General features: G+C 37.4%; 17 protein-coding genes and 1 pseudogene. 11 read left to right on the forward strand and 7 right to left on the reverse strand.

Going from position 1 to position 18,894, the window contains the following annotated elements; genetic code table 11:
- Positions 1–303: 303 nt before the first annotated feature.
- Positions 304–1,071 carry a hydroxymethylpyrimidine/phosphomethylpyrimidine kinase gene (locus SKM54_RS10285; protein WP_321095289.1) on the reverse strand — a complete coding sequence of 256 codons (768 nt, stop codon included), beginning with the start codon at positions 1,069–1,071 and terminating at the stop codon, positions 304–306.
- A gap of 112 nt (positions 1,072–1,183) precedes the next feature.
- Here SKM54_RS10285 and SKM54_RS10290 point away from each other — a divergent pair, with 112 nt between their 5' ends.
- On the forward strand, positions 1,184–1,840 hold the full coding sequence (locus SKM54_RS10290) for an HAD-IA family hydrolase (protein WP_321095290.1): 657 nt from the start codon (positions 1,184–1,186) through the stop codon (positions 1,838–1,840).
- 29 nt (positions 1,841–1,869) lie between these two features.
- Here SKM54_RS10290 and SKM54_RS10295 read toward each other — a convergent pair whose 3' ends face one another.
- Entirely contained in the window at positions 1,870–2,334 is a 465-nt protein-coding gene (locus tag SKM54_RS10295; protein ID WP_311918271.1) for a winged helix-turn-helix transcriptional regulator, read from the reverse strand.
- 139 nt (positions 2,335–2,473) lie between these two features.
- Here SKM54_RS10295 and SKM54_RS10300 point away from each other — a divergent pair, with 139 nt between their 5' ends.
- The 4 genes from SKM54_RS10300 to SKM54_RS10315 all read left to right on the forward strand — a co-directional run bounded on the left by SKM54_RS10300 (position 2,474) and on the right by SKM54_RS10315 (position 6,826).
- Positions 2,474–3,730 (forward strand): D-amino acid dehydrogenase, encoded by a 1,257-nt coding sequence (locus tag SKM54_RS10300; protein WP_154772364.1) that lies wholly within the window; start codon positions 2,474–2,476, stop codon positions 3,728–3,730.
- Between the two features lie 29 nt (positions 3,731–3,759).
- Positions 3,760–4,872, forward strand: coding sequence for an alanine racemase (gene alr / locus SKM54_RS10305; RefSeq protein WP_321095291.1), 1,113 nt, complete (start codon positions 3,760–3,762; stop codon positions 4,870–4,872).
- Between the two features lie 12 nt (positions 4,873–4,884).
- Positions 4,885–5,244, forward strand: coding sequence for a RidA family protein (locus tag SKM54_RS10310; protein WP_154772366.1), 360 nt, complete (start codon positions 4,885–4,887; stop codon positions 5,242–5,244).
- Positions 5,245–5,404: 160 nt separating this feature from the next.
- Complete coding sequence (locus SKM54_RS10315) at positions 5,405–6,826, forward strand: amino acid permease (protein ID WP_321088566.1); 1,422 nt, start codon at positions 5,405–5,407, stop codon at positions 6,824–6,826.
- Between the two features lie 309 nt (positions 6,827–7,135).
- Here SKM54_RS10315 and SKM54_RS10320 read toward each other — a convergent pair whose 3' ends face one another.
- Together SKM54_RS10320 and SKM54_RS10325 are read right to left on the reverse strand one after the other, a co-directional pair.
- Positions 7,136–7,588 carry a CopD family protein gene (locus tag SKM54_RS10320; protein ID WP_321095292.1) on the reverse strand — a complete coding sequence of 151 codons (453 nt, stop codon included), beginning with the start codon at positions 7,586–7,588 and terminating at the stop codon, positions 7,136–7,138.
- Between the two features lie 19 nt (positions 7,589–7,607).
- Entirely contained in the window at positions 7,608–8,837 is a 1,230-nt protein-coding gene (locus tag SKM54_RS10325; RefSeq protein WP_321090361.1) for a beta-ketoacyl synthase N-terminal-like domain-containing protein, read from the reverse strand.
- Positions 8,838–9,094: 257 nt separating this feature from the next.
- On the opposite strand from SKM54_RS10325, the gene SKM54_RS10330 reads away from it, so the two are divergent.
- The 6 genes from SKM54_RS10330 (at position 9,095) to rimI (ending at position 15,779) form a co-directional block, all read left to right on the forward strand.
- Entirely contained in the window at positions 9,095–10,423 is a 1,329-nt protein-coding gene (locus tag SKM54_RS10330; RefSeq protein ID WP_321095293.1) for an EcsC family protein, read from the forward strand.
- Between the two features lie 209 nt (positions 10,424–10,632).
- Complete coding sequence (gene rpsL, locus SKM54_RS10335; RefSeq protein ID WP_004648013.1) at positions 10,633–11,007, forward strand: 30S ribosomal protein S12; 375 nt, start codon at positions 10,633–10,635, stop codon at positions 11,005–11,007.
- Positions 11,008–11,186: 179 nt separating this feature from the next.
- Positions 11,187–11,657, forward strand: a complete 471-nt coding sequence (gene rpsG, locus SKM54_RS10340; RefSeq protein WP_004279240.1) for a 30S ribosomal protein S7 — start codon at positions 11,187–11,189, stop codon at positions 11,655–11,657.
- 130 nt (positions 11,658–11,787) lie between these two features.
- The gene (fusA, locus tag SKM54_RS10345) at positions 11,788–13,923 is read left to right on the forward strand and encodes an elongation factor G (protein ID WP_321088562.1); all 2,136 of its coding nucleotides are present in this window, start codon (positions 11,788–11,790) and stop codon (positions 13,921–13,923) included.
- Positions 13,924–14,014: 91 nt separating this feature from the next.
- Positions 14,015–15,205 carry an elongation factor Tu gene (gene tuf, locus SKM54_RS10350; RefSeq protein WP_154771964.1) on the forward strand — a complete coding sequence of 397 codons (1,191 nt, stop codon included), beginning with the start codon at positions 14,015–14,017 and terminating at the stop codon, positions 15,203–15,205.
- 115 nt (positions 15,206–15,320) lie between these two features.
- Complete coding sequence (gene rimI / locus SKM54_RS10355; RefSeq protein ID WP_154772373.1) at positions 15,321–15,779, forward strand: ribosomal protein S18-alanine N-acetyltransferase; 459 nt, start codon at positions 15,321–15,323, stop codon at positions 15,777–15,779.
- Between the two features lie 16 nt (positions 15,780–15,795).
- Here rimI and SKM54_RS10360 read toward each other — a convergent pair whose 3' ends face one another.
- The 3 genes and pseudogenes from SKM54_RS10360 to SKM54_RS10370 all read right to left on the reverse strand — a co-directional run bounded on the left by SKM54_RS10360 (position 15,796) and on the right by SKM54_RS10370 (position 18,829).
- A complete protein-coding gene (locus SKM54_RS10360; protein ID WP_154772374.1) occupies positions 15,796–16,611 on the reverse strand; it encodes an arginyltransferase in 816 nt (271 codons plus the stop codon).
- Positions 16,612–16,629: 18 nt separating this feature from the next.
- The gene (aat, locus tag SKM54_RS10365) at positions 16,630–17,355 is read right to left on the reverse strand and encodes a leucyl/phenylalanyl-tRNA--protein transferase (protein WP_321095294.1); all 726 of its coding nucleotides are present in this window, start codon (positions 17,353–17,355) and stop codon (positions 16,630–16,632) included.
- 61 nt (positions 17,356–17,416) lie between these two features.
- A pseudogene (locus SKM54_RS10370) lies at positions 17,417–18,829 on the reverse strand (methyltransferase regulatory domain-containing protein).
- Positions 18,830–18,894 lie beyond the last annotated feature (65 nt).

Below are 18,894 nucleotides of genomic sequence, written 5' to 3' on the forward strand. Positions count from 1 at the left end.
AAAAGATAGAAAATATTTAAATTAGAGCAAAAGCTCGAATATATGGTTATTTAAGTTGTTGAATAATATTGCTATATGGTTGTGTTTTACCATTTTTGACACAAGTGTAAATTTGTAAAATTAAGATGCGATGTTTGTGCATATTGAATCAATTTGGTCAGTGGTTTTTTTAACGATAATATCAATTTGAAGTTAAGTTACAACATTCAGATCATTTTATATTTATTTTGAAAGAGAACTTATTTGCCGAAGTGACAATAAAAAAGCCTAAATTAAATAGGCTTTTTACTAAGATGTAGAAAATTAAAAACGTTTTGGAATTCTTTGACCATTTGGAACAGGTACTTCTGCTTTTTTAAGTACGCCAAATAACCACGTTTCCGCATGATGTACCGCATCTTTTAATGCGTCACCTAATGCTAAACGTCCTGCAATAAAGCTAGCAAGTGAACATCCTGAACCGTGATATTCACCTTCTAGACGAGGGCATTTGGTTTCAGAAATGAGTTCACCTTGAATATATAAAGCATTGCGAATGTAATCGGGTGTATCTTCATGTCCACCTTTCACCAACACGGCATATGCACCCATTTCAAAAAGTTTTGCTGTTGCTTGTTCTAAATCTTCTATGCCTGTTAATGCTCTAAGCTCGACAGTATTTGGCGTGAGAACTGTAGCTAAAGGAATAAGTTGTGCAAATGCTTTCACTAAAGTTGCTTGATCGCCCAAAGAGCCACCGCTATTTGCAACCAAAACAGGATCTAAAACATATTTAAAATCTTCGTGTTTAGTTAAAAATTCTGCAAGTGCAGCAATATTATCTGTTGTGCCTAACATGCCAGATTTAATACACGTAATTGGTAAATCACCTACAATGGCATTGGCTTGAGCAAGTAGTAGCTCTTTTGATGTTGCTTCAAAACCAAAAACTTGTTGAGAGTTTTGAACGGTTAACGCTGTACATGCAATTGCAGCATGAGCGCCACTTTGACCAATAGCTTCAATATCTGCTTGTAAGCCTGCACCGCCAGAAGGGTCTAATCCAGAAAAACAAAGTACTGTTGGGCGCACGCGCTCATCCTTTAATGATTCAATTTGAGGTAGTATAGGTAAAATTGACTCAACTCTCGATAGTCTTTTATATCGAAAATGTATAAACCCCAAGCCTTGCAGAGTTTGCTCCGTGATTAAAACAGTATTAATAGATTTAGATGGAACTTTAACAGACCCTAAAGTAGGTATTACCACTTCGGCACGTTATGGATTAAATAAAATTGGGCATCCTATTGCAGATGACGTAAATATTGATTGGATTATTGGCCCGCCATTAAAAGCATCTTTGGCTAAAATTTTAAATATTTCTGTAGATAATGATTTAGCTGAACAAGCTTTATTAGGATATCGTGAACGTTTTTCTGTAACAGGTTTATTTGAAAATTTGGTTTATCCAACAGTTGCTGAAACATTAAAAACATTAAATGAGTGTGGCTATACTTTATATGTAGCAACTGCAAAACCAACAATTTATGCCAAGCAAATTTTAGAACATTTTAATTTAGCGCAAAACTTTAAAGTCATTTACGGCAGTGAATTAACAGGCGAGCGTACCAATAAAGCTGAACTTATTGCTTATATTTTGGAACAAGAAAATTTGAATGCTGAACATTGCTTAATGATTGGCGATCGTGAATATGACATTTTAGGCGCGCGTAAAAATGGCATTGAAGCAATAGCAGTCGAATATGGTTATGGGTCAAGTGATGAGTTGGATAGAGCACAGCCTAAAGCTCGTATTCAGCAATTTGCAGATGTGCTGAAGCATTTACCTGCAATTAACTAATATTATTGTTATTGAGATGGGCTAAAAAATTAGCTCATCTCTAAATATAAACTTTCCTTAACTTCTTCCATCACAATATAACTGTGTGAAGATGCTGAAGAAGGAAGCTTTTTCAATAAATCACCTAATAAGCGTCTATAAGCACTCATTTCTTTTAAACGTGCTTTAACCAGATAATCAAACTCACCTGAAATTAAGTGACATTCCAAAACTTCAGGAATTTCAATTAAATCTCGTGCCACTTGATCGAAAACATCGCCCGATTTTGCAGATAACTTAATTTCTAAAAATACCAATAAATTGCGATCAATGAGTTGTGGGTTCACGCGTGCGTGGTATCCCATAATAATACCTTCACGCTCTAGGCGTTTTACACGTTCTGAACATGGGGTTGTTGATAAATTTACCCGAGATGCCAATTCGCTGATTGCAATTCGTCCATCTTTTTGCAGAATATTTAAAATTTGTCGATCAGTTCTATCTAAGGGGCGCATGAATAATTTCCTTTTATTCTCAAAAAATCAGGACAAAAATATTAAATTACCTAGATAAACGGTTTTAATTCAGTGAATTTAACTATCTAACCAAAAATATACTAGTTAAATCAACTAAAAGATATTCGAGGGATTCGAAATGCGCGTAATTGTTTTAGGTAGTGGTGTTATTGGTGTGACCAGTGCGTACTATCTTGCGCAGCAAGGAGCAGAAGTTACTGTGCTTGATCGTCAAACAGGACCAGCAGAAGAAACCAGCTTTGGTAATGCAGGGCAAATTTCTCCTGGATACTCGACGCCGTGGGCTGCTCCGGGAATTCCTTTTAAAGCCGTGAAGTGGATGTTCCAACATCATGCACCACTAGCTATTAATATTGATGGAAGCATGTGGCAATTGCAATGGATGGCGCAAATGCTAAAAAATTGTAGCGCCGATCGTTATGCAATTAACAAAGAGCGTATGGTTCGTGTTGCAGAATATAGCCGCGATTGCTTAAAAAAGTTACGAGAAGATATTGGTATTTCTTATGAAAACCGTTCAAAAGGCACGCTCCAAGTTTTTCGTAATGAAGCGCAGTTAGAAGCTGTTCAGCGAGATATTGAAGTATTAAAAGAAACAGGCGTTGCTTTCGAATTATTAGATAGCGAAGGTTTAGCACGTGTAGAGCCTGCACTTGCACAAGCGAAAGACAAATTAGTAGGCGGTTTACACCTACCAAACGATGAAACAGGCGACTGTTATATTTTCACAAACTCTTTAGCAGATAAGGCAAAAGAGATAGGTGTGAAATTTCAATTTAATTCAAATGTTGAAAAACTCATTGTAGAAGGCGATGAAATTAAAGGCGTATTGGTGAATGGTGAAGTACTCACTGCCGATAAATACGTACTTGCCTTTGGTAGTTATTCACGTGATTTCTTAAAACCGCTCGATTTAGATTTGCCTGTATACCCTGTAAAAGGTTACTCGTTAACTGTGCCAATTATTGACTCTGCTTTTGCGCCGCAATCTACAGTTTTAGATGAAACTTATAAAATTGCGATTACACGTTTTGATGAGCGTATTCGTGTTGGCGGTATGGCGGAACTGAGTGGTTTTAACTTGAACCTGAATGAAGATCGTCGTGGAACTTTAGAAATGGTGACACGAGATTTATTCCCAGGCGGTGACCTAGAAAATGCAAGTTTCTGGACAGGTTTACGTCCAATGACACCAGATAGCACACCAATTATTGGTGCAACTCGCTTTAAAAATTTATTCCTTAATACAGGTCACGGCACATTAGGTTGGACGATGGCATGTGGTTCAGGAAAATTAATGAGTGATTTAGTGCTCAATAAAACACCTGAAATTAGTACAGAAGGCTTATCGCTACAGCGCTATTCAGTTGCATAAGGTTTATTTGGTCGCTCAAGGAAGAGAAAATGCCACGTCCAATTACTGCAATTATTCATCATGAAGCATTGCAACATAATTTAGATATTGCACGCAAAAATATGCCTTACAGCAAAGTATTTGCTGTTGTTAAGGCAAATGCTTATGGGCATGGTATTGAGCGTGTTTATCATGCTTTTCAAGCCGCAGATGGTTTCGCATTTATTGATTTAGATGAAGGCAAGCGATTACGTGCTTTAGGATGTACGCGTCAACTGCTTTTGCTTGAAGGTGTTTTTGCTTTCGATGATTTGTACTTTTGCCAAAAACATCAAATCAGTTTCGCAATTCATAGCGAGCATCAAGTTCAATGGCTTGAACAATTTTCACAGCTCAACCCTGAAGCTAAATTCGATATTTTCTTAAAAATGAACAGTGGGATGAATCGTTTAGGATTTACACCTGAGCAATATCCACACATTTGGCAAAGGCTTTCAAAGCTGAACGTTGTCCAATCTATTACCCACATGACGCATTTTTCAGATGCAGATGGTGAACGTTTTGGGCAAGATGGTGTGAAATATCAACAAGATATTTTTGAATCGATTACTCAAAAGCTTGAGGGTAAAACCTCAATTAGCAACAGCGCAGCAATATTAAGACATTCAAATCATCTTCAGTCGGATTATGTTCGTAGTGGCATCATGCTTTACGGCAGTTCACCAGATTATCCAACGCATACAATTCAGGATTGGAATCTTAAACCAACCATGAGTTTAAGAAGCGAAATTATTGCTATACAAAATATAAAAGCAGGCGATAGCGTGGGATATGGCTCAAACTTTGTTGCTGAACATGACATGAAAATTGGTGTTGTTGCGTGTGGTTATGCTGATGGATATCAGCGTATATCGCCAACAGGAACACCTGTATTGGTAGATTCTATTCGAACGACAACAATTGGGCGTGTCAGCATGGATATGCTTGTTGTCGATTTAACATCTATAAAAAATGCTCAAATTGGAAGTGAGGTGGTGCTTTGGGGATATTCGTCCCAAGGCGTTGTTTTATCAATTGATGAAGTTGCAACAACTTCAGGAACAGTTGGATACGAGTTGATGTGTGCTGTGACGGCACGTGTGAACTTTGTGCAATCACAATAAAAGGAAATAAAAATGTCTCAATCAGATATTCAAAGATTTAACACAAACGAAGTAATGAGTTCAGTTGTTGTATTTAACAAAGTTGTGTACTTGTCTGGACAAGTACCTAAAAACACAGATAACGATGTTGCGGGTCAAACGACTGAAATTTTAAACACAATTGATGAATTATTGGCACTTGCGAATACAGATAAAACACGCATTTTGTCTGCGCAATTATTTGTGAAAAATTTAAGTGATTTTCAAACTGTAAATTCAATTTGGATTGATTGGTTAAAAGGTCATGAAACACCTTCACGTGCAACTATTCAGGCAGATTTGGTTAATCCAAATTGGTTAATTGAAATTGCAGTGACAGCAGCACAAGCATAATTAAGTAATTTGAAAAATTATTTATAAGGAATCATGCGCACGTTTATTCATAAAATGATTCATGAATAAACGTGAAAAATAACATAAATGTTTGGTTTTAGGACTTAAATCAAAGTATGTTATCTAGCTTTGTAAAAGACGGTTAAATGGATGTTTTATTATGAAAACAACAGGTCTTGATGATACAAAATCATCACCAAATGAATTGCAACGCAAATTATCGAATCGACATTTACAGTTAATTGCGATTGGTGGTGCGATTGGAACAGGATTATTTATGGGTTCAGGGAAAACAATTTCTCTTGCAGGTCCATCTATTCTGTTTATTTACATGATTATTGGTTTCATGTTCTTCTTTTTAATGCGTGCTTTAGGTGAAATTTTACTTTCAAATTTACACTATAAATCTTTCATTGATATGGCAACCGATTTAATTGGCCCTGGTGCTGGTTACTATATTGGTTGGTCGTATTGGTTAGGGTGGGTACTTGTTGGTATTGCAGATTTAGCCGCAATTATTAACTATTTAGGCTTTTGGTTACCACCTGATATGGTATTTACCCCAATGGGGCAAGCTTTAATTAGTGCTGCCTGTGTTGTTTTCATTTTAGCAATTAACCTTGTAACGGTTAAATTATTTGGTGAAATTGAATTTTGGTTTGCTTTAATTAAAATTTTAGCCATTATTGCTTTAATTTTTGTGGGTGGATACATGGTATTCACTGGTTTCCAAGCGCCAACAGGTTCAGTTGCAAGCTTTAGTAATATTTGGTCGCATGGCGGCATGTTCCCTAAAGGTGCAATGGGCTTCTTAGCGGGTTTCCAAATTGCAATGTTTGCCTTTGTGGGTGTGGAACTACTTGGAACAATGGCTGCGGAAACTAAAGACCCTGAAAAGAACTTACCAAAAGCGGTAAATGCAATTCCAACACGTATTATCCTTTTCTATGTACTGTCGTTGCTTATGATTATGGCAGTTACACCTTGGGTTGAAATTCCAGCAGATCAAAGTCCATTTGTAAGCCTGTTCTTGCATGCTGGTATTGCAACTGCTGCCATTATTATGAACTTGGTTGTACTTTCATCTGTAATGTCATCTATGAATAGTGGTGTATTTTCTACAAGCCGTATGTTATTTGGTTTGGCACGTGGTGGTCAGGCACCTCAAAAGCTTGCAGAGCTTTCTAGACGTGCAGTACCAGCAAAAGGCTTATATTTCTCTTGCTCATTTATTATGATTGGCGCAGCGTTCCAATATTTTGTACCCAATACAATGGAAGCATTCACACTCGCAAGTTCATTGTGTGTAATTCTATTTATTAGTATTTGGGGCTTAATTATGGTGTGTTATATCCGCTACCGTAAGTTAAAACCTGAGCTACATGAAAAATCAAAATTCAAAATGCCAGGCGGCGTAGCAATGTCTTATGTTGTATTGGCATTCTTGTTATTTGCTTTGGTTATTTTAAGTTTAGAGCCAGATACATTAAAAGCTTTAATTATTAGTCCATTATGGTTAGTTATTTTAGCAGTAACATATAGAGTTCTTTATATGCCACGTGTTAAAAAACTAGATCAGTAATTATTCAAAATTGCTAAATTTAAAGCCATGAGTATTTAAGTGCTCATGGCTTTTTTGTATTTACTATTGTTGTGTATAAGAAGGCTGATTTAATTTGGAGATGGAAGGCTGTGTTAAGTAATAATGGGCAATACCTTAAATAAGTTTAAAGATGGGATATTGAACAAGTCTCTTTTTTTTATCAACTGTCTAACTTTAAAATACTACTCTAGGCCATTACATAATAAAATTCGTAATCTTTATTTAAAGCAAAAGTAAAAAAGCCTCCAATTTAGGAGGCTTTTTTATGATATTTAATTTTTGCAAACTTTAGAAGATGGGTTTAACCACAACAAGAATAACAACTGCAAACAAAATCAGAGTTGGCATTTCATTGAAGTAACGCCAAAACTTATGTGATTTGTAGTGCGCGTTGTTGATGAGTTTTTTACGGTAATAACCACAAACTAAATGGTAAATCACCAGTAAGCCAACTAAAGCAACTTTAAGGTAAAACCACAATGCTTCGTGATAATGCATTCTTGCATCACCCCAATCCACTAAAAAGTGAGCTGTGATGAGTGTTGCAATCATGGCAGGCCACATAATGCCACGGTATAACTTACGTTCCATGACTTCAAAGTGTTGATGACTTACGACATCCTCACTCATTGCATGGTAAACAAATAAGCGTGGCAGATAGAACAAAGCTGCGAACCAACATACCACGGCAATTATATGTAATGCTTTAACCCATAAGAAAGCATCTGAAGGAGCATCCATTGAATATCCTTTTTAGGGATTATTCATCCCACTTCTTGAAAATAAGGCAAGCATTTACGCCGCCAAAGCCAAAACTGTTACTCATTACAGTATTCAATTTTGCTTCGCGTTTTTCAAGTACGATGTCATAACCTTTTGTACCTTCATCAAGTTCAGTCACGTTGATGTTTGGTGCAATAAAGTCATTTTGCATCATAAGAATAGAATAGATTGCTTCTTGAACGCCCGCAGCACCTAAGCTGTGACCCGTCATAGACTTAGTAGAGCTTAGCGGAGGAACATTACCTTCACCAAAAGCACGACCCATTGCGTTTAATTCTGTGATATCGCCAGCAGGAGTAGAAGTACCATGTGTGTTTACATAGTCAATTTTTTCTACGCCGTGTTGTTTTGCTTCTTCTAAAGCCATAAGGATACAACGTGTTGCACCTTCACCGCTTGGCGCAACCATATCTGCACCATCAGAGTTAGCTGCATAACCAACAACTTCAGCAAGAATGTTTGCACCACGTGCTTGAGCATGTTCTAAAGATTCAAGAACAACAAAACCGCCACCGCCAGCAATAACGAAACCGTCACGGTCAGCAGAATATGGACGAGAAGCTGTTTCAGGTGAATCGTTATATTTAGAGCAAAGTGCGCCCATTGCATCAAACAATAAACTTTGTGACCAGTGATCTTCTTCACCGCCACCAGCAAGCATTAAATCTTGTTTGCCTAACTGAATCAGGTTGTATGCATAACCAATTGCATCGGCAGAAGTTGCACAAGCACTTGTAATTGTGTGAGCAACACCTTGTAGTTTAAATGCTACGCCAACGTTCGCTGTAATTGTGTTGGTCATGTTACGTGGAACAAAGAAAGGACCAACTTTGCGTGCGCCTTTAGTTTCTAAAAGCTCATTCATTTCAATTACAGAAGCAGTAGAGCCACCACCTGAACCACCAGCAATACCATAACGAGGATTACCACCAAGTTGTTCAGCAGTTAAACCTGCTTGTTCAACCGCAGCAAGAGCAGAGTTATATGCATACATTGCACATACGCCCATGAAGCGTTTTAAACGACGATCAATACCATCAAAATCTTGAGCTGCAGCAGCACTTACATGGCTTTTGAAGTTTAATTCTTGGTAGACTGGATTAAGACGTGTTCCTGAAATCCCATTTTGTAAAGAGTGGTTCACTTCTTCTAATGTATTACCAATGCATGAGTTAATACCCATACCAGTGATTACAACACGTTTCATCTACAGATCCTTTATATGGTGACAATGTTGAGGTATGAGTTCTTTGTAGAAGCTCTTCTCAATATATTTTCAATGGGATCATAATAGCAGAAAGAATTTTGAATTCTTATGGCAAATATTATGCCTATTATTGGGTTGTTTGATGATTAAGCTTATATGTGTATATTTAAGTAAAAGATGCACAATAATATTGAGATAAACTTAGACTAAGCCTAGTATTTACTTAATAAACCGAATAATTGGGAGTGTGAGGAAGTATGAACGATTCTGATAATAAACGATCAAGAGGATTCCTCACAAATGCTTTTGGAGTGGCTAAAAAGCTCAGTGAAGTTGGTATTGATATAATTCAACAAGCAACCTCCAATGATATTTCTAAACAAAACTTAGCTTTAGATAAATCAAACGTTATAGAGGGTTCAGCTCGAACCAAAAGTATGTTTGAGGCAAATATATATGAAAATCCACAACAATTATTACGTACTCATGTGCCTCAGGTTTCAAGACAATTGTTTGGAAAGCATTACGGAACAGTAGATCGTGTTGCAAATTTTGTCGCTCCTCAGTTCTCAGATAAAGTTTCAGATTATCTATTCGATCAACTTAATACATTTACCAATAATATAAGTTCTGTAGATGCTGTATTGGATGAAGCAGGCGTACAACATTTAGAAGAATTAACACGAGATGTCAGCCGTTCAGAAAGAATAAGTCGTGCTTTGGCAGAACAAAATAAATGGATTGCATCAGTGCAAGGTGCTGTAACAGGTGCAACGGGTGTAATTGGTTCTGCTGTTGATATTCCAGTATCTATAGTTATGTCTTTAAGAACGATTTATCAAGTTGGACGTTCTTATGGCTTCGAGCTAAATAAAGAAACTGAGCAAGAAATTGTTCAATATATTTTCAAACAAATTGATTTAGGCTTAATTGCAGAAAAACAAGCTATTTTGATGGCGATAAAAGCCATTTCAAATACATTAGAAACACATGATGTACATCAACTACAAAAGCTTGTGGGTTCAAGTAACGATATTGAAGCATTAAAGCGATGGCTTACCAATGAAGAAGGTGATGCTAAGTGGCAATGGTTGAATAGCATTCCGAAATTTTCAATGTTGACTAAACTTGCACCTATTGCAAGTGCATCTGTTGGTGCAATGTACAGTTGGAAGCTTGTTGAAGAGGTAAATGAAAAAGCGCAAATTGTGTTTGCTCAAGCGCGTGCATATTTGTTAGAGCAAAAAGATTCAGCTTTATCTCCATTAGAAGCATATGAAAAGTCTTTGGCTTTGGTTGCTCAAATTAAACCTAAATTAATAGATCAAATTAAAGCTAATGTTGATGCTAGCGTTAAAGATATTGAAGAAGTTGAATTAAAAAATAAAGATGAATTGGTAGGTGAGTCTGTAATGCAGACACCTGTAAAGAAGGTCGCTGTTCGAAAAACTCCACAAAATAAGATGATAGGTTCAGAAGGTTTTGCAACAGATGTGAAAAAAAGAGCACCGGTTAAAACGGCACAACAAAGAAAGCGCCCTGTTGTGAGTCAATCAACAGCAAAAGTCGCTAAAGAAAAGCCATAAATAGTAAGAGAAAATCAGGTTACAAAAAATTCAAAGAATCAGGCCGAATTGTATCTGTTTAAATAACAAGTCAAAAGTTGCTTAAATGTAGAAATAGTCGATATTTGGTATGTAGCCGAATATTGACCATTTCATTAACATGACATACAATTGCATGCCCTCAAAAAGTAGTATTTTTTGGGGCTTTTAATTAACGGGAGAATTGCCAAATGGCAACAACAAATCAGTTGATCCGTAAGGGTCGTACAACTTTGATTGAAAAATCAAAAGTTCCTGCGTTGAAGGCTTGTCCACAACGTCGTGGTGTTTGTACACGTGTTTACACAACTACACCTAAAAAACCTAACTCAGCAATGCGTAAAGTTTGCCGTGTTCGCTTAACTTCAGGTTTTGAAGTTTCTAGCTACATCGGTGGTGAAGGCCATAACCTACAAGAGCACAGTGTTGTTCTTATCCGTGGTGGTCGTGTTAAAGATTTACCAGGTGTGCGTTACCATACCGTTCGTGGTTCATTAGACTGCGCTGGTGTTAAAGATCGTAACCAGTCTCGTTCTAAATACGGTACTAAACGTCCTAAGAAATAATTCGTAAAGAATTAGATTTTAAGAACGTAATACCGCAATCCTTTATCGTCTCGCTTGTCTGATTTCTGCATTTAATTTTGTGAAATTCAAGCGACGTGTAGTAAGGCCAGCGAATTGTACATGACACTTTGTACTCATGCTGGATAAACCTGAAGTGTCATATTTATAGGTAGTTTAAAATGCCAAGACGTCGCGTAGTCGCTGCTCGAGAAATCCTTCCGGATCCTAAGTTCAGCAGCCAAACAATCGCTAAATTCATGAACCACGTAATGCAAGATGGTAAAAAATCTATTGCTGAAAGTATCGTTTACGGTGCTTTAGACCGCGTTCAAGAAAAATCAAAAGTAGACCCAGTTGAATTTTTTGAGACTACTCTTGAAAAAGTTCGTCCTATGGTCGAAGTAAAAGCACGCCGTGTTGGTGGTGCTACATACCAAGTTCCTATGGAAGTACGCCCATCCCGTCGTACTGCCTTGGCTATGCGTTGGTTAGTAGATGCTGCTGCTAAGCGTTCTGAAAAAACTATGGCTTTACGTCTTGCTGGTGAGTTGCTTGATGCATCTGAAGGTAAAGGCGCAGCGGTTAAAAAACGTGAAGACGTGCATCGTATGGCTGAAGCCAACAAAGCATTCTCTCACTACCGTTTCTAAGCAAATAAAACAGGCCCTAATCAGGAAGTTGACAGGTTGGTTGTCACCTATTTGTCATTAAAACGCTTTAAGTTGCTAGCAACTTAAAGCGTCCTGTTTTAAACAACAAAATTTAGGAATGCAAGAAATCATGGCTCGTCAAACCCCAATTTCTCGTTACCGTAACATTGGTATCTCAGCGCACATTGATGCTGGTAAAACAACTACGTCTGAACGTATTTTGTTCTACACAGGTGAGAGCCACAAGTTAGGTGAAACTCACGAAGGTTCAGCTACAACTGACTGGATGGAACAAGAGCAAGAACGTGGTATTACTATTACCTCAGCAGCTGTAACATGCTTCTGGAAAGGTATGGGCAACCAGTTCGAACAACACCGTATTAACGTAATTGACACACCGGGACACGTTGACTTCACGATTGAAGTTGAGCGTTCTATGCGTGTTCTTGACGGTGCGTGCATGGTTTACTGTGCTGTAGGTGGTGTACAACCTCAGTCTGAAACTGTATGGCGTCAAGCTAATAAATATAAAGTTCCACGTATTGCGTTCGTTAACAAAATGGACCGTACTGGCGCTAACTTCTTCCGTGCTGTTGAACAAGTTAAAACACGTCTTGGCGGTAATCCAGTGCCAATCGTTGTTCCAATTGGTGCAGAAGAAAACTTCCAAGGTGTTGTTGACCTAATCGAAATGAAAGCAATCATTTGGGATGAAGCATCTCAAGGTATGCAATTCGAATATGGCGACATTCCTGCTGACTTAGTTGATACTGCTAACGAATGGCGTACTAACATGATCGAAGCTGCTGCAGAAGCATCAGAAGAGCTCATGGACAAGTACCTTGAAGAAGGTGAGTTAACTAAAGAAGAAATCGTATTTGGTATTCGTTCACGTACTTTGTTGAATGAAATCCAACCGATGCTTTGTGGTTCTGCATTCAAAAACAAAGGTGTTCAACGTATGTTGGATGCTGTTATTGAATTCTTACCTGCGCCAACTGACGTTGAAGCAATTAAAGGTATCTTAGACGATAAAGAAGAATCTGAAGGTTCTCGTGAAGCGTCTGATGAAGCTCCTTTCTCTGCACTTGCGTTCAAAATCATGAACGATAAGTTCGTTGGTAACTTAACATTCGTTCGTGTTTATTCTGGTGTTCTTAAAGCGGGTAGCCCGTGTTATAACCCAGTTAAAATGAAGCGTGAGCGTGTTGGCCGTATCGTACAGATGCATGCTAACGACCGTAAAGATATCGAAGAAATCCGTGCTGGTGATATCGCTGCGTGTGTAGGTCTTAAAGATACTACTACTGGTGATACTTTATGTGATGAAAACCACGTAATCACACTAGAGCGTATGGAATTCCCTGAGCCAGTAATTGCACTTGCAGTTGAACCTAAAACTAAAGCTGACCAAGAAAAAATGTCAGTTGCTTTAGGTCGTTTGGCGAAAGAAGATCCATCATTCCGCGTACGTACTGACGAAGAGTCAGGTCAAACAATTATTGCTGGTATGGGTGAGCTTCACCTTGACATCATTGTTGACCGTATGAAGCGTGAATTCGGTGTTGAAGCAAACATTGGTAAACCAATGGTTTCTTACCGTGAAACGATCAAAAAGTCTGTTGAGCAAGAAGGTAAATTCGTTCGTCAAACTGGTGGTAAAGGTAAATTTGGTCACGTATATGTACGTTTAGAGCCAATGGATCCAGAATCAGAAAAAGATTACGAATTCGTTGAAGAAGTTGTAGGTGGTGTTGTACCTAAAGAATTCTTCGGCGCAGTTGACAAAGGTATTCAAGAACGTATGAAGAATGGCGTTTTGGCTGGCTACCCAGTAGTTGGCATTAAAGCGACTTTATTCGATGGTTCTTACCATGATGTCGATTCTGACGAATTATCGTTCAAAATGGCGGGTTCTTATGCCTTCCGTGATGGTTTCATGAAAGCGGATCCTATCCTTCTTGAGCCTATCATGAAAGTTGAAGTAGAAACTCCAGAAGACTACATGGGCGATATCATGGGTGACTTAAACCGTCGTCGTGGTATGGTTCAAGGTATGGACGATCTTCCTGGTGGTACTAAAGCAATCCGTGCTGAAGTTCCACTTGCTGAGATGTTTGGTTACGCAACTCATATGCGTTCTATGTCTCAAGGTCGTGCAACTTACTCTATGGAATTTGCTAAATATGCTGAAACTCCACGTAACGTGGCTGAAGGCATCATTTCTAAATTCCAAGCTGGCGGTAAAAAAGGTGACGACGAGTAATCTTTCGATTACTATAAGCCCAAACTAATTCATAGTTAAAACCAAATGCTCATGGGCTAATCCCCATGAGTTGTTTAAAAAGGAAGATCTCATGGCTAAGGCTAAGTTTGAACGTAATAAGCCACACGTTAACGTGGGCACAATTGGTCACGTCGACCATGGTAAAACAACTTTAACAGCTGCAATTGCAACTGTATGTGCAAAAACTTTTGGTGGCGAAGCGAAAGACTACGCTGCAATTGACTCTGCACCTGAAGAAAAAGCACGTGGTATTACAATTAATACTTCACACGTAGAATATGATTCAGTAATTCGTCACTACGCACACGTAGACTGTCCAGGTCACGCCGATTATGTTAAAAACATGATTACTGGTGCTGCTCAAATGGATGGCGCGATCCTTGTATGTGCTGCGACTGATGGTCCAATGCCACAAACTCGTGAACACATCCTTCTTTCTCGCCAAGTAGGCGTACCTTACATCGTTGTATTCTTAAACAAATGCGACCTTGTAGATGACGAAGAATTACTTGAATTAGTAGAAATGGAAGTTCGTGAACTTCTTTCTGCTTACAACTTCCCTGGCGATGATACTCCAATCATCCGTGGTTCAGCTTTAGCTGCACTTAACGGTGACCAAGGTCAATACGGCGAACCAGCTGTAGTAGCTCTTGTTGAAGCTCTAGATTCTTACATTCCAGAGCCAGAACGTGCTATCGATCTTCCATTCCTTATGCCAATCGAAGATGTATTCTCTATCTCAGGTCGTGGTACAGTAGTAACTGGCCGTGTTGAGACTGGTATTGTACGTGTTGGTGAAGAAGTTGAAATCGTTGGTATTAAAGATACAGTTAAAACAACTGTAACTGGCGTAGAAATGTTCCGTAAACTTCTTGACGAAGGTCGTGCGGGCGAGAACTGTGGTGTTCTTCTTCGTGGTACTAAACGTGAAGACGTTCAACGTGGTCAAGTACTTGCTAAACCAGGTGCAATCAAGCCGCATACTAAATTTGACGCAGAAGTATACGTACTTTCTAAAGAAGAAGGTGGTCGTCATACTCCATTCCTTAACGGTTACCGTCCACAGTTCTACTTCCGTACAACTGACGTAACTGGCGCTATCTCTCTTCAAGAAGGCGTTGAAATGGTTATGCCTGGTGACAACGTAGAAATGGCAGTAGAATTAATCCACCCAATCGCAATGGACCCAGGTCTACGTTTTGCGATCCGTGAAGGTGGTCGTACAGTTGGTGCTGGTGTAGTTGCTAAAGTAACTGCATAATCGCTGATTGTGTGAAAAAAGCGCCTCTTTGAGGCGCTTTTTTTGCCTTGATATTCGCTTTCATTTTTAAAAACTCTATAATTTGTTCATTATTTTAAATATAGCAGCACGAATAATGTTTCGTTTGATGCAAGAATCAGATGTTGATTCGGTTACACAAATTGAAAACCTTGTACAAAGCCATCCTTGGACAAGAAAACAATTTGAAGATTCTGTAAGTGCTTATCAAAGTACGGTTTATGAAGAAAATGGTCAGGTTGTTGGATTTTGTATTTTACAGCCTGTATTAGATGAAGCGAATCTTTTGCTTATGGCTGTTCATCCAAGTCAGCAAGGAAAGAGGATTGGATATAAGCTTTTAGATGAATCCATCTCATTACTTAAAAATGACCCCGTGCAGATATTTTTAGAAGTGCGTGAAAGTAATGCGGCGGCAATTGGTTTATATGAGAAATCTGGTTTTCATCAAATAGACTTACGTAAAAATTATTATCCAAATACTGATGGCACAAAAGAGCATGCCGTAATTATGGTGAAATCATGTACAGATGATTTTTCTAAATTATTTAAATAAATTCATTTGTTAGCAATTATTTAATTACTGGATGATTCCAACCTGTAGGTAATGTAGTCATAAGTGAATTACCCAGTTGTAAAATTTCTTCATTGGTTAATGTGCGATTTAGTCGTCGCCATTGACCATCTAATAATAAATCTAAAGGAATGAATTGAGATTTGTAATTCATTTTATTCGAATGCGGTACCCAATAGCCTAAGTATACGTAATCTAGACCTAAATTCGTTGCATATTCAATTTGTTTTAAAACGGCAAAAGTTCCTAAAGAACGCTTACTTTCTAATGGTTCAAAAAAAGTATAAACAGCAGATAGACCGTCATCAAGTTGGTCACAAGTAGAAACAGCAATAAGTTTTTCGTTTAAGCGAAATTCAATAAAAATACTTTCAGTACAACTGAGGACTAAAAACTTTTCGAATTGTTCTTGTGTCGGTGGAAACATATCGCCATCTGCATGACGTTCGTTGATATATCTTTCATAAAGCTTGTAATGTTCATCTGTAGCTTGATGCGTAGAAATAATATTGATATCTAAATCTTGGTTTTTTTTCCAGGCCTTTTTTTGAATACTATTCATTTGAAATTCTTTGGCAGGAACTCTAGAAGATATGCATTGACGACATAAATTACATTCGGGGCGATATGTAAAATCACCACTACGTCTAAAGCCAACGCGAGATAATTCAGAAAGCGTGACAACATCAATTTTATGCGTAGGGTCTAAAAACACCATGCGAGAAGTTTTATTGTCGAGGTAGCTACAATCGTGTGGTGGTGTGATGTAGTACTGCAATTCATTGAGTAGGGATTTCGGTTGATACGAATTCATAAAGATCCCTCTTAATTATCATTTGAATAAATCATTATTCAGCGCTATTGTTTTACTTGAAAATACACTGTCTTTATAAGTTTGCCAATCTATTTGCGGTTGCTTTATAACTTCTTGTAAAGATTTTAAATAATCTTGACGAGAAATTGTACCTGCACCAAGGCTAAGTAAGTGATCATTAACAAGTTGGCAGTCTATCCATGGTAAATTATTATTTTTACCAATGAGCATAAGAACATAAAATGCCATTTTTGAGACATCAGTTTGAGTACTGAACATTGATTCCCCAAAACATCCTAAACCAATGTTTACTCCATAAAGTCCACCTACAAGTTTGGTGTTATCCCAAACTTCAATGCTATAAGCATAACCTACATTAAAAAGGTCACAATAAGCCTGAATGATATCTTCACTAATCCACGTTTCCTTTGCGTAGCTGCGGGGGAGAGAGCATGAGCGAATCACTTTTTCAAAAGCATGATTAACTGTAATTTGATAATCAAATTTTTTCATATTTCGAATGAGTGATTTACTCGGCTGATATTGTTTAGGATCGATAATACAGCGAGGTTCTGGACTCCACCAACAAATAGGCTCTCCTTCGGAAAACCAAGGAAATAGTCCATGTGTATAAGCTTCATAAAGTGTAGAAGCTGATAAATTTGCACCAATACAAATTAGTCCTTCTCCATCTGGATCGACTTCAGTTGGATTGGGGAAGATAAATTGTGAAGGTGGAAGCATAAGAGAAATCATCTACAAAATCAGATTTTATATTAGCCGATCTTGTAGATGATGTTAACGATTAAGCAAAAAGCTTTAAGATTTGTACAATTTTAATTTTGTCTGAATCGATAAAAGTTTGCGCTTTTTTCTGAATGATTTTCAAGCTTTCAGCCTTGTCTTTTACGAGCTCACCTTTTTCATTGAGGACGAGTAAATTCAAGTTAAGCAAGTTTTTATAAACATATTCTGCAAATTGTTTTGCTGTTTTTAATTTATCAATAAAATGTGCAGGATAAAATAATTGAGAGAAATGGTCAGCGGTAATACCGATGCCTGAGTATCGGTTTGCTAATACTTGGTATTTTTGATGGAAACTTGCTTGTTCAAGTGTATATAAATTAAAGTCCTGTAATTGTTTCAAAATAAGATCGGTCGGCTCATTGAAACAAGGTTGAGTAATATTTAAATGACATAAAATGGTTAGTGCATTTGAAATTTGATTATAGTTGAGCTCGGTAATATTGTTTTCTATTTCGGCTAGCGTTACAGGTGGATAGTTATTTTTTTGGAAATATTCACCGATTGGTTTGTAGATTTCTTGAATTAAATTAAATTGACCTAGAGATCCTTGAATTGTTGTTGTAATGTGCTCTGGTGATGTTAAAAGTAAAAAAGATATTTTTCTTAACTTTTCCCTAATTTGTAGGGGAGTTAACGTATTTTTACCTCGAACAAATAAATCACATATAAATTGGATATTTGCAAAGTAATCTCGACACTGTTCTTTAAAAATAGGATGTTCAATAGAATTAATAAAATTTTGATGTTGGTCACTAAAATTAATATTGTCTAGGTGTACGTTCAGGTCGCTAGGACTTGCATAGGATAATTTAATATCTTCTAAGGTTTTAATGACTTGCTGAAAAGAAAAACATTGCTAATCTTGGTTTAAATATTCGTGAATTAAATAATTTGGATTCTGCTTTTTTAGTTCTTGCACCTTTTTGTAATGCATTTTGGTTTCTAATTGCGAATGTTGGCTCTTGAAGGAGTAAAGCTTCGCTAAAATCTAATAAGTCTTTAACTTTTTGAACTGGGTTATGACTTTTACTATTAAATTTAAAATGGCTATAGAACAGTTCACGAATAGGCATATTTGCAGCCCAGCCAGTCAAGCAGTTGTAACTAAAAAACTAGCATCATAAAAATAATGATTTGTTTTTGCTTTTTCAGCAAGAATATTGGCATGTGCTGCATGTGCAGGATTAAAGTCTGTACCGTAAAAGGTCCCTAAATTTGATGCAGTATGTACATTTACACTTACACCTTGCCCAAAACCTAATTCACAATGATTTTGCTCTTGAGTGTTATCTGGCGTGTCTATACCACTAAGTAGTAAACAAAAAATTTGATAGTTTGAGCTTAACTCTTTGTAATAACCATATGTGTAATTTACTTCTGTTTAATATCCATTTGTCCAATTTGTTGTCATTATATTTCTCTTATAATATTTTATTTTAAGAGTTATAGCGGAATTTTGAATAAAATAAAACCACC

The sequence above is a fragment of the Acinetobacter faecalis genome (assembly GCF_034187745.1).
Classification (GTDB): Bacteria; Pseudomonadota; Gammaproteobacteria; order Pseudomonadales; family Moraxellaceae; genus Acinetobacter; species Acinetobacter faecalis.

Coding starts and splice junctions, on each gene's coding strand:
- SKM54_RS10330 (WP_321095293.1), top strand. CDS start 9,095: ATGAACGATTCTGATAATAAACGATCAAGAGGATTCCTCACAAATGCT.
- tuf (WP_154771964.1), top strand. CDS start 14,015: ATGGCTAAGGCTAAGTTTGAACGTAATAAGCCACACGTTAACGTGGGC.
- SKM54_RS10315 (WP_321088566.1), top strand. CDS start 5,405: ATGAAAACAACAGGTCTTGATGATACAAAATCATCACCAAATGAATTG.
- SKM54_RS10300 (WP_154772364.1), top strand. CDS start 2,474: ATGCGCGTAATTGTTTTAGGTAGTGGTGTTATTGGTGTGACCAGTGCG.
- rpsL (WP_004648013.1), top strand. CDS start 10,633: ATGGCAACAACAAATCAGTTGATCCGTAAGGGTCGTACAACTTTGATT.
- SKM54_RS10325 (WP_321090361.1), bottom strand. CDS start 8,837: ATGAAACGTGTTGTAATCACTGGTATGGGTATTAACTCATGCATTGGT.
- SKM54_RS10360 (WP_154772374.1), bottom strand. CDS start 16,611: ATGAATTCGTATCAACCGAAATCCCTACTCAATGAATTGCAGTACTAC.
- aat (WP_321095294.1), bottom strand. CDS start 17,355: ATGCTTCCACCTTCACAATTTATCTTCCCCAATCCAACTGAAGTCGAT.
- SKM54_RS10295 (WP_311918271.1), bottom strand. CDS start 2,334: ATGCGCCCCTTAGATAGAACTGATCGACAAATTTTAAATATTCTGCAA.
- alr (WP_321095291.1), top strand. CDS start 3,760: ATGCCACGTCCAATTACTGCAATTATTCATCATGAAGCATTGCAACAT.
- rimI (WP_154772373.1), top strand. CDS start 15,321: ATGTTTCGTTTGATGCAAGAATCAGATGTTGATTCGGTTACACAAATT.
- rpsG (WP_004279240.1), top strand. CDS start 11,187: ATGCCAAGACGTCGCGTAGTCGCTGCTCGAGAAATCCTTCCGGATCCT.
- SKM54_RS10310 (WP_154772366.1), top strand. CDS start 4,885: ATGTCTCAATCAGATATTCAAAGATTTAACACAAACGAAGTAATGAGT.
- SKM54_RS10320 (WP_321095292.1), bottom strand. CDS start 7,588: ATGGATGCTCCTTCAGATGCTTTCTTATGGGTTAAAGCATTACATATA.
- fusA (WP_321088562.1), top strand. CDS start 11,788: ATGGCTCGTCAAACCCCAATTTCTCGTTACCGTAACATTGGTATCTCA.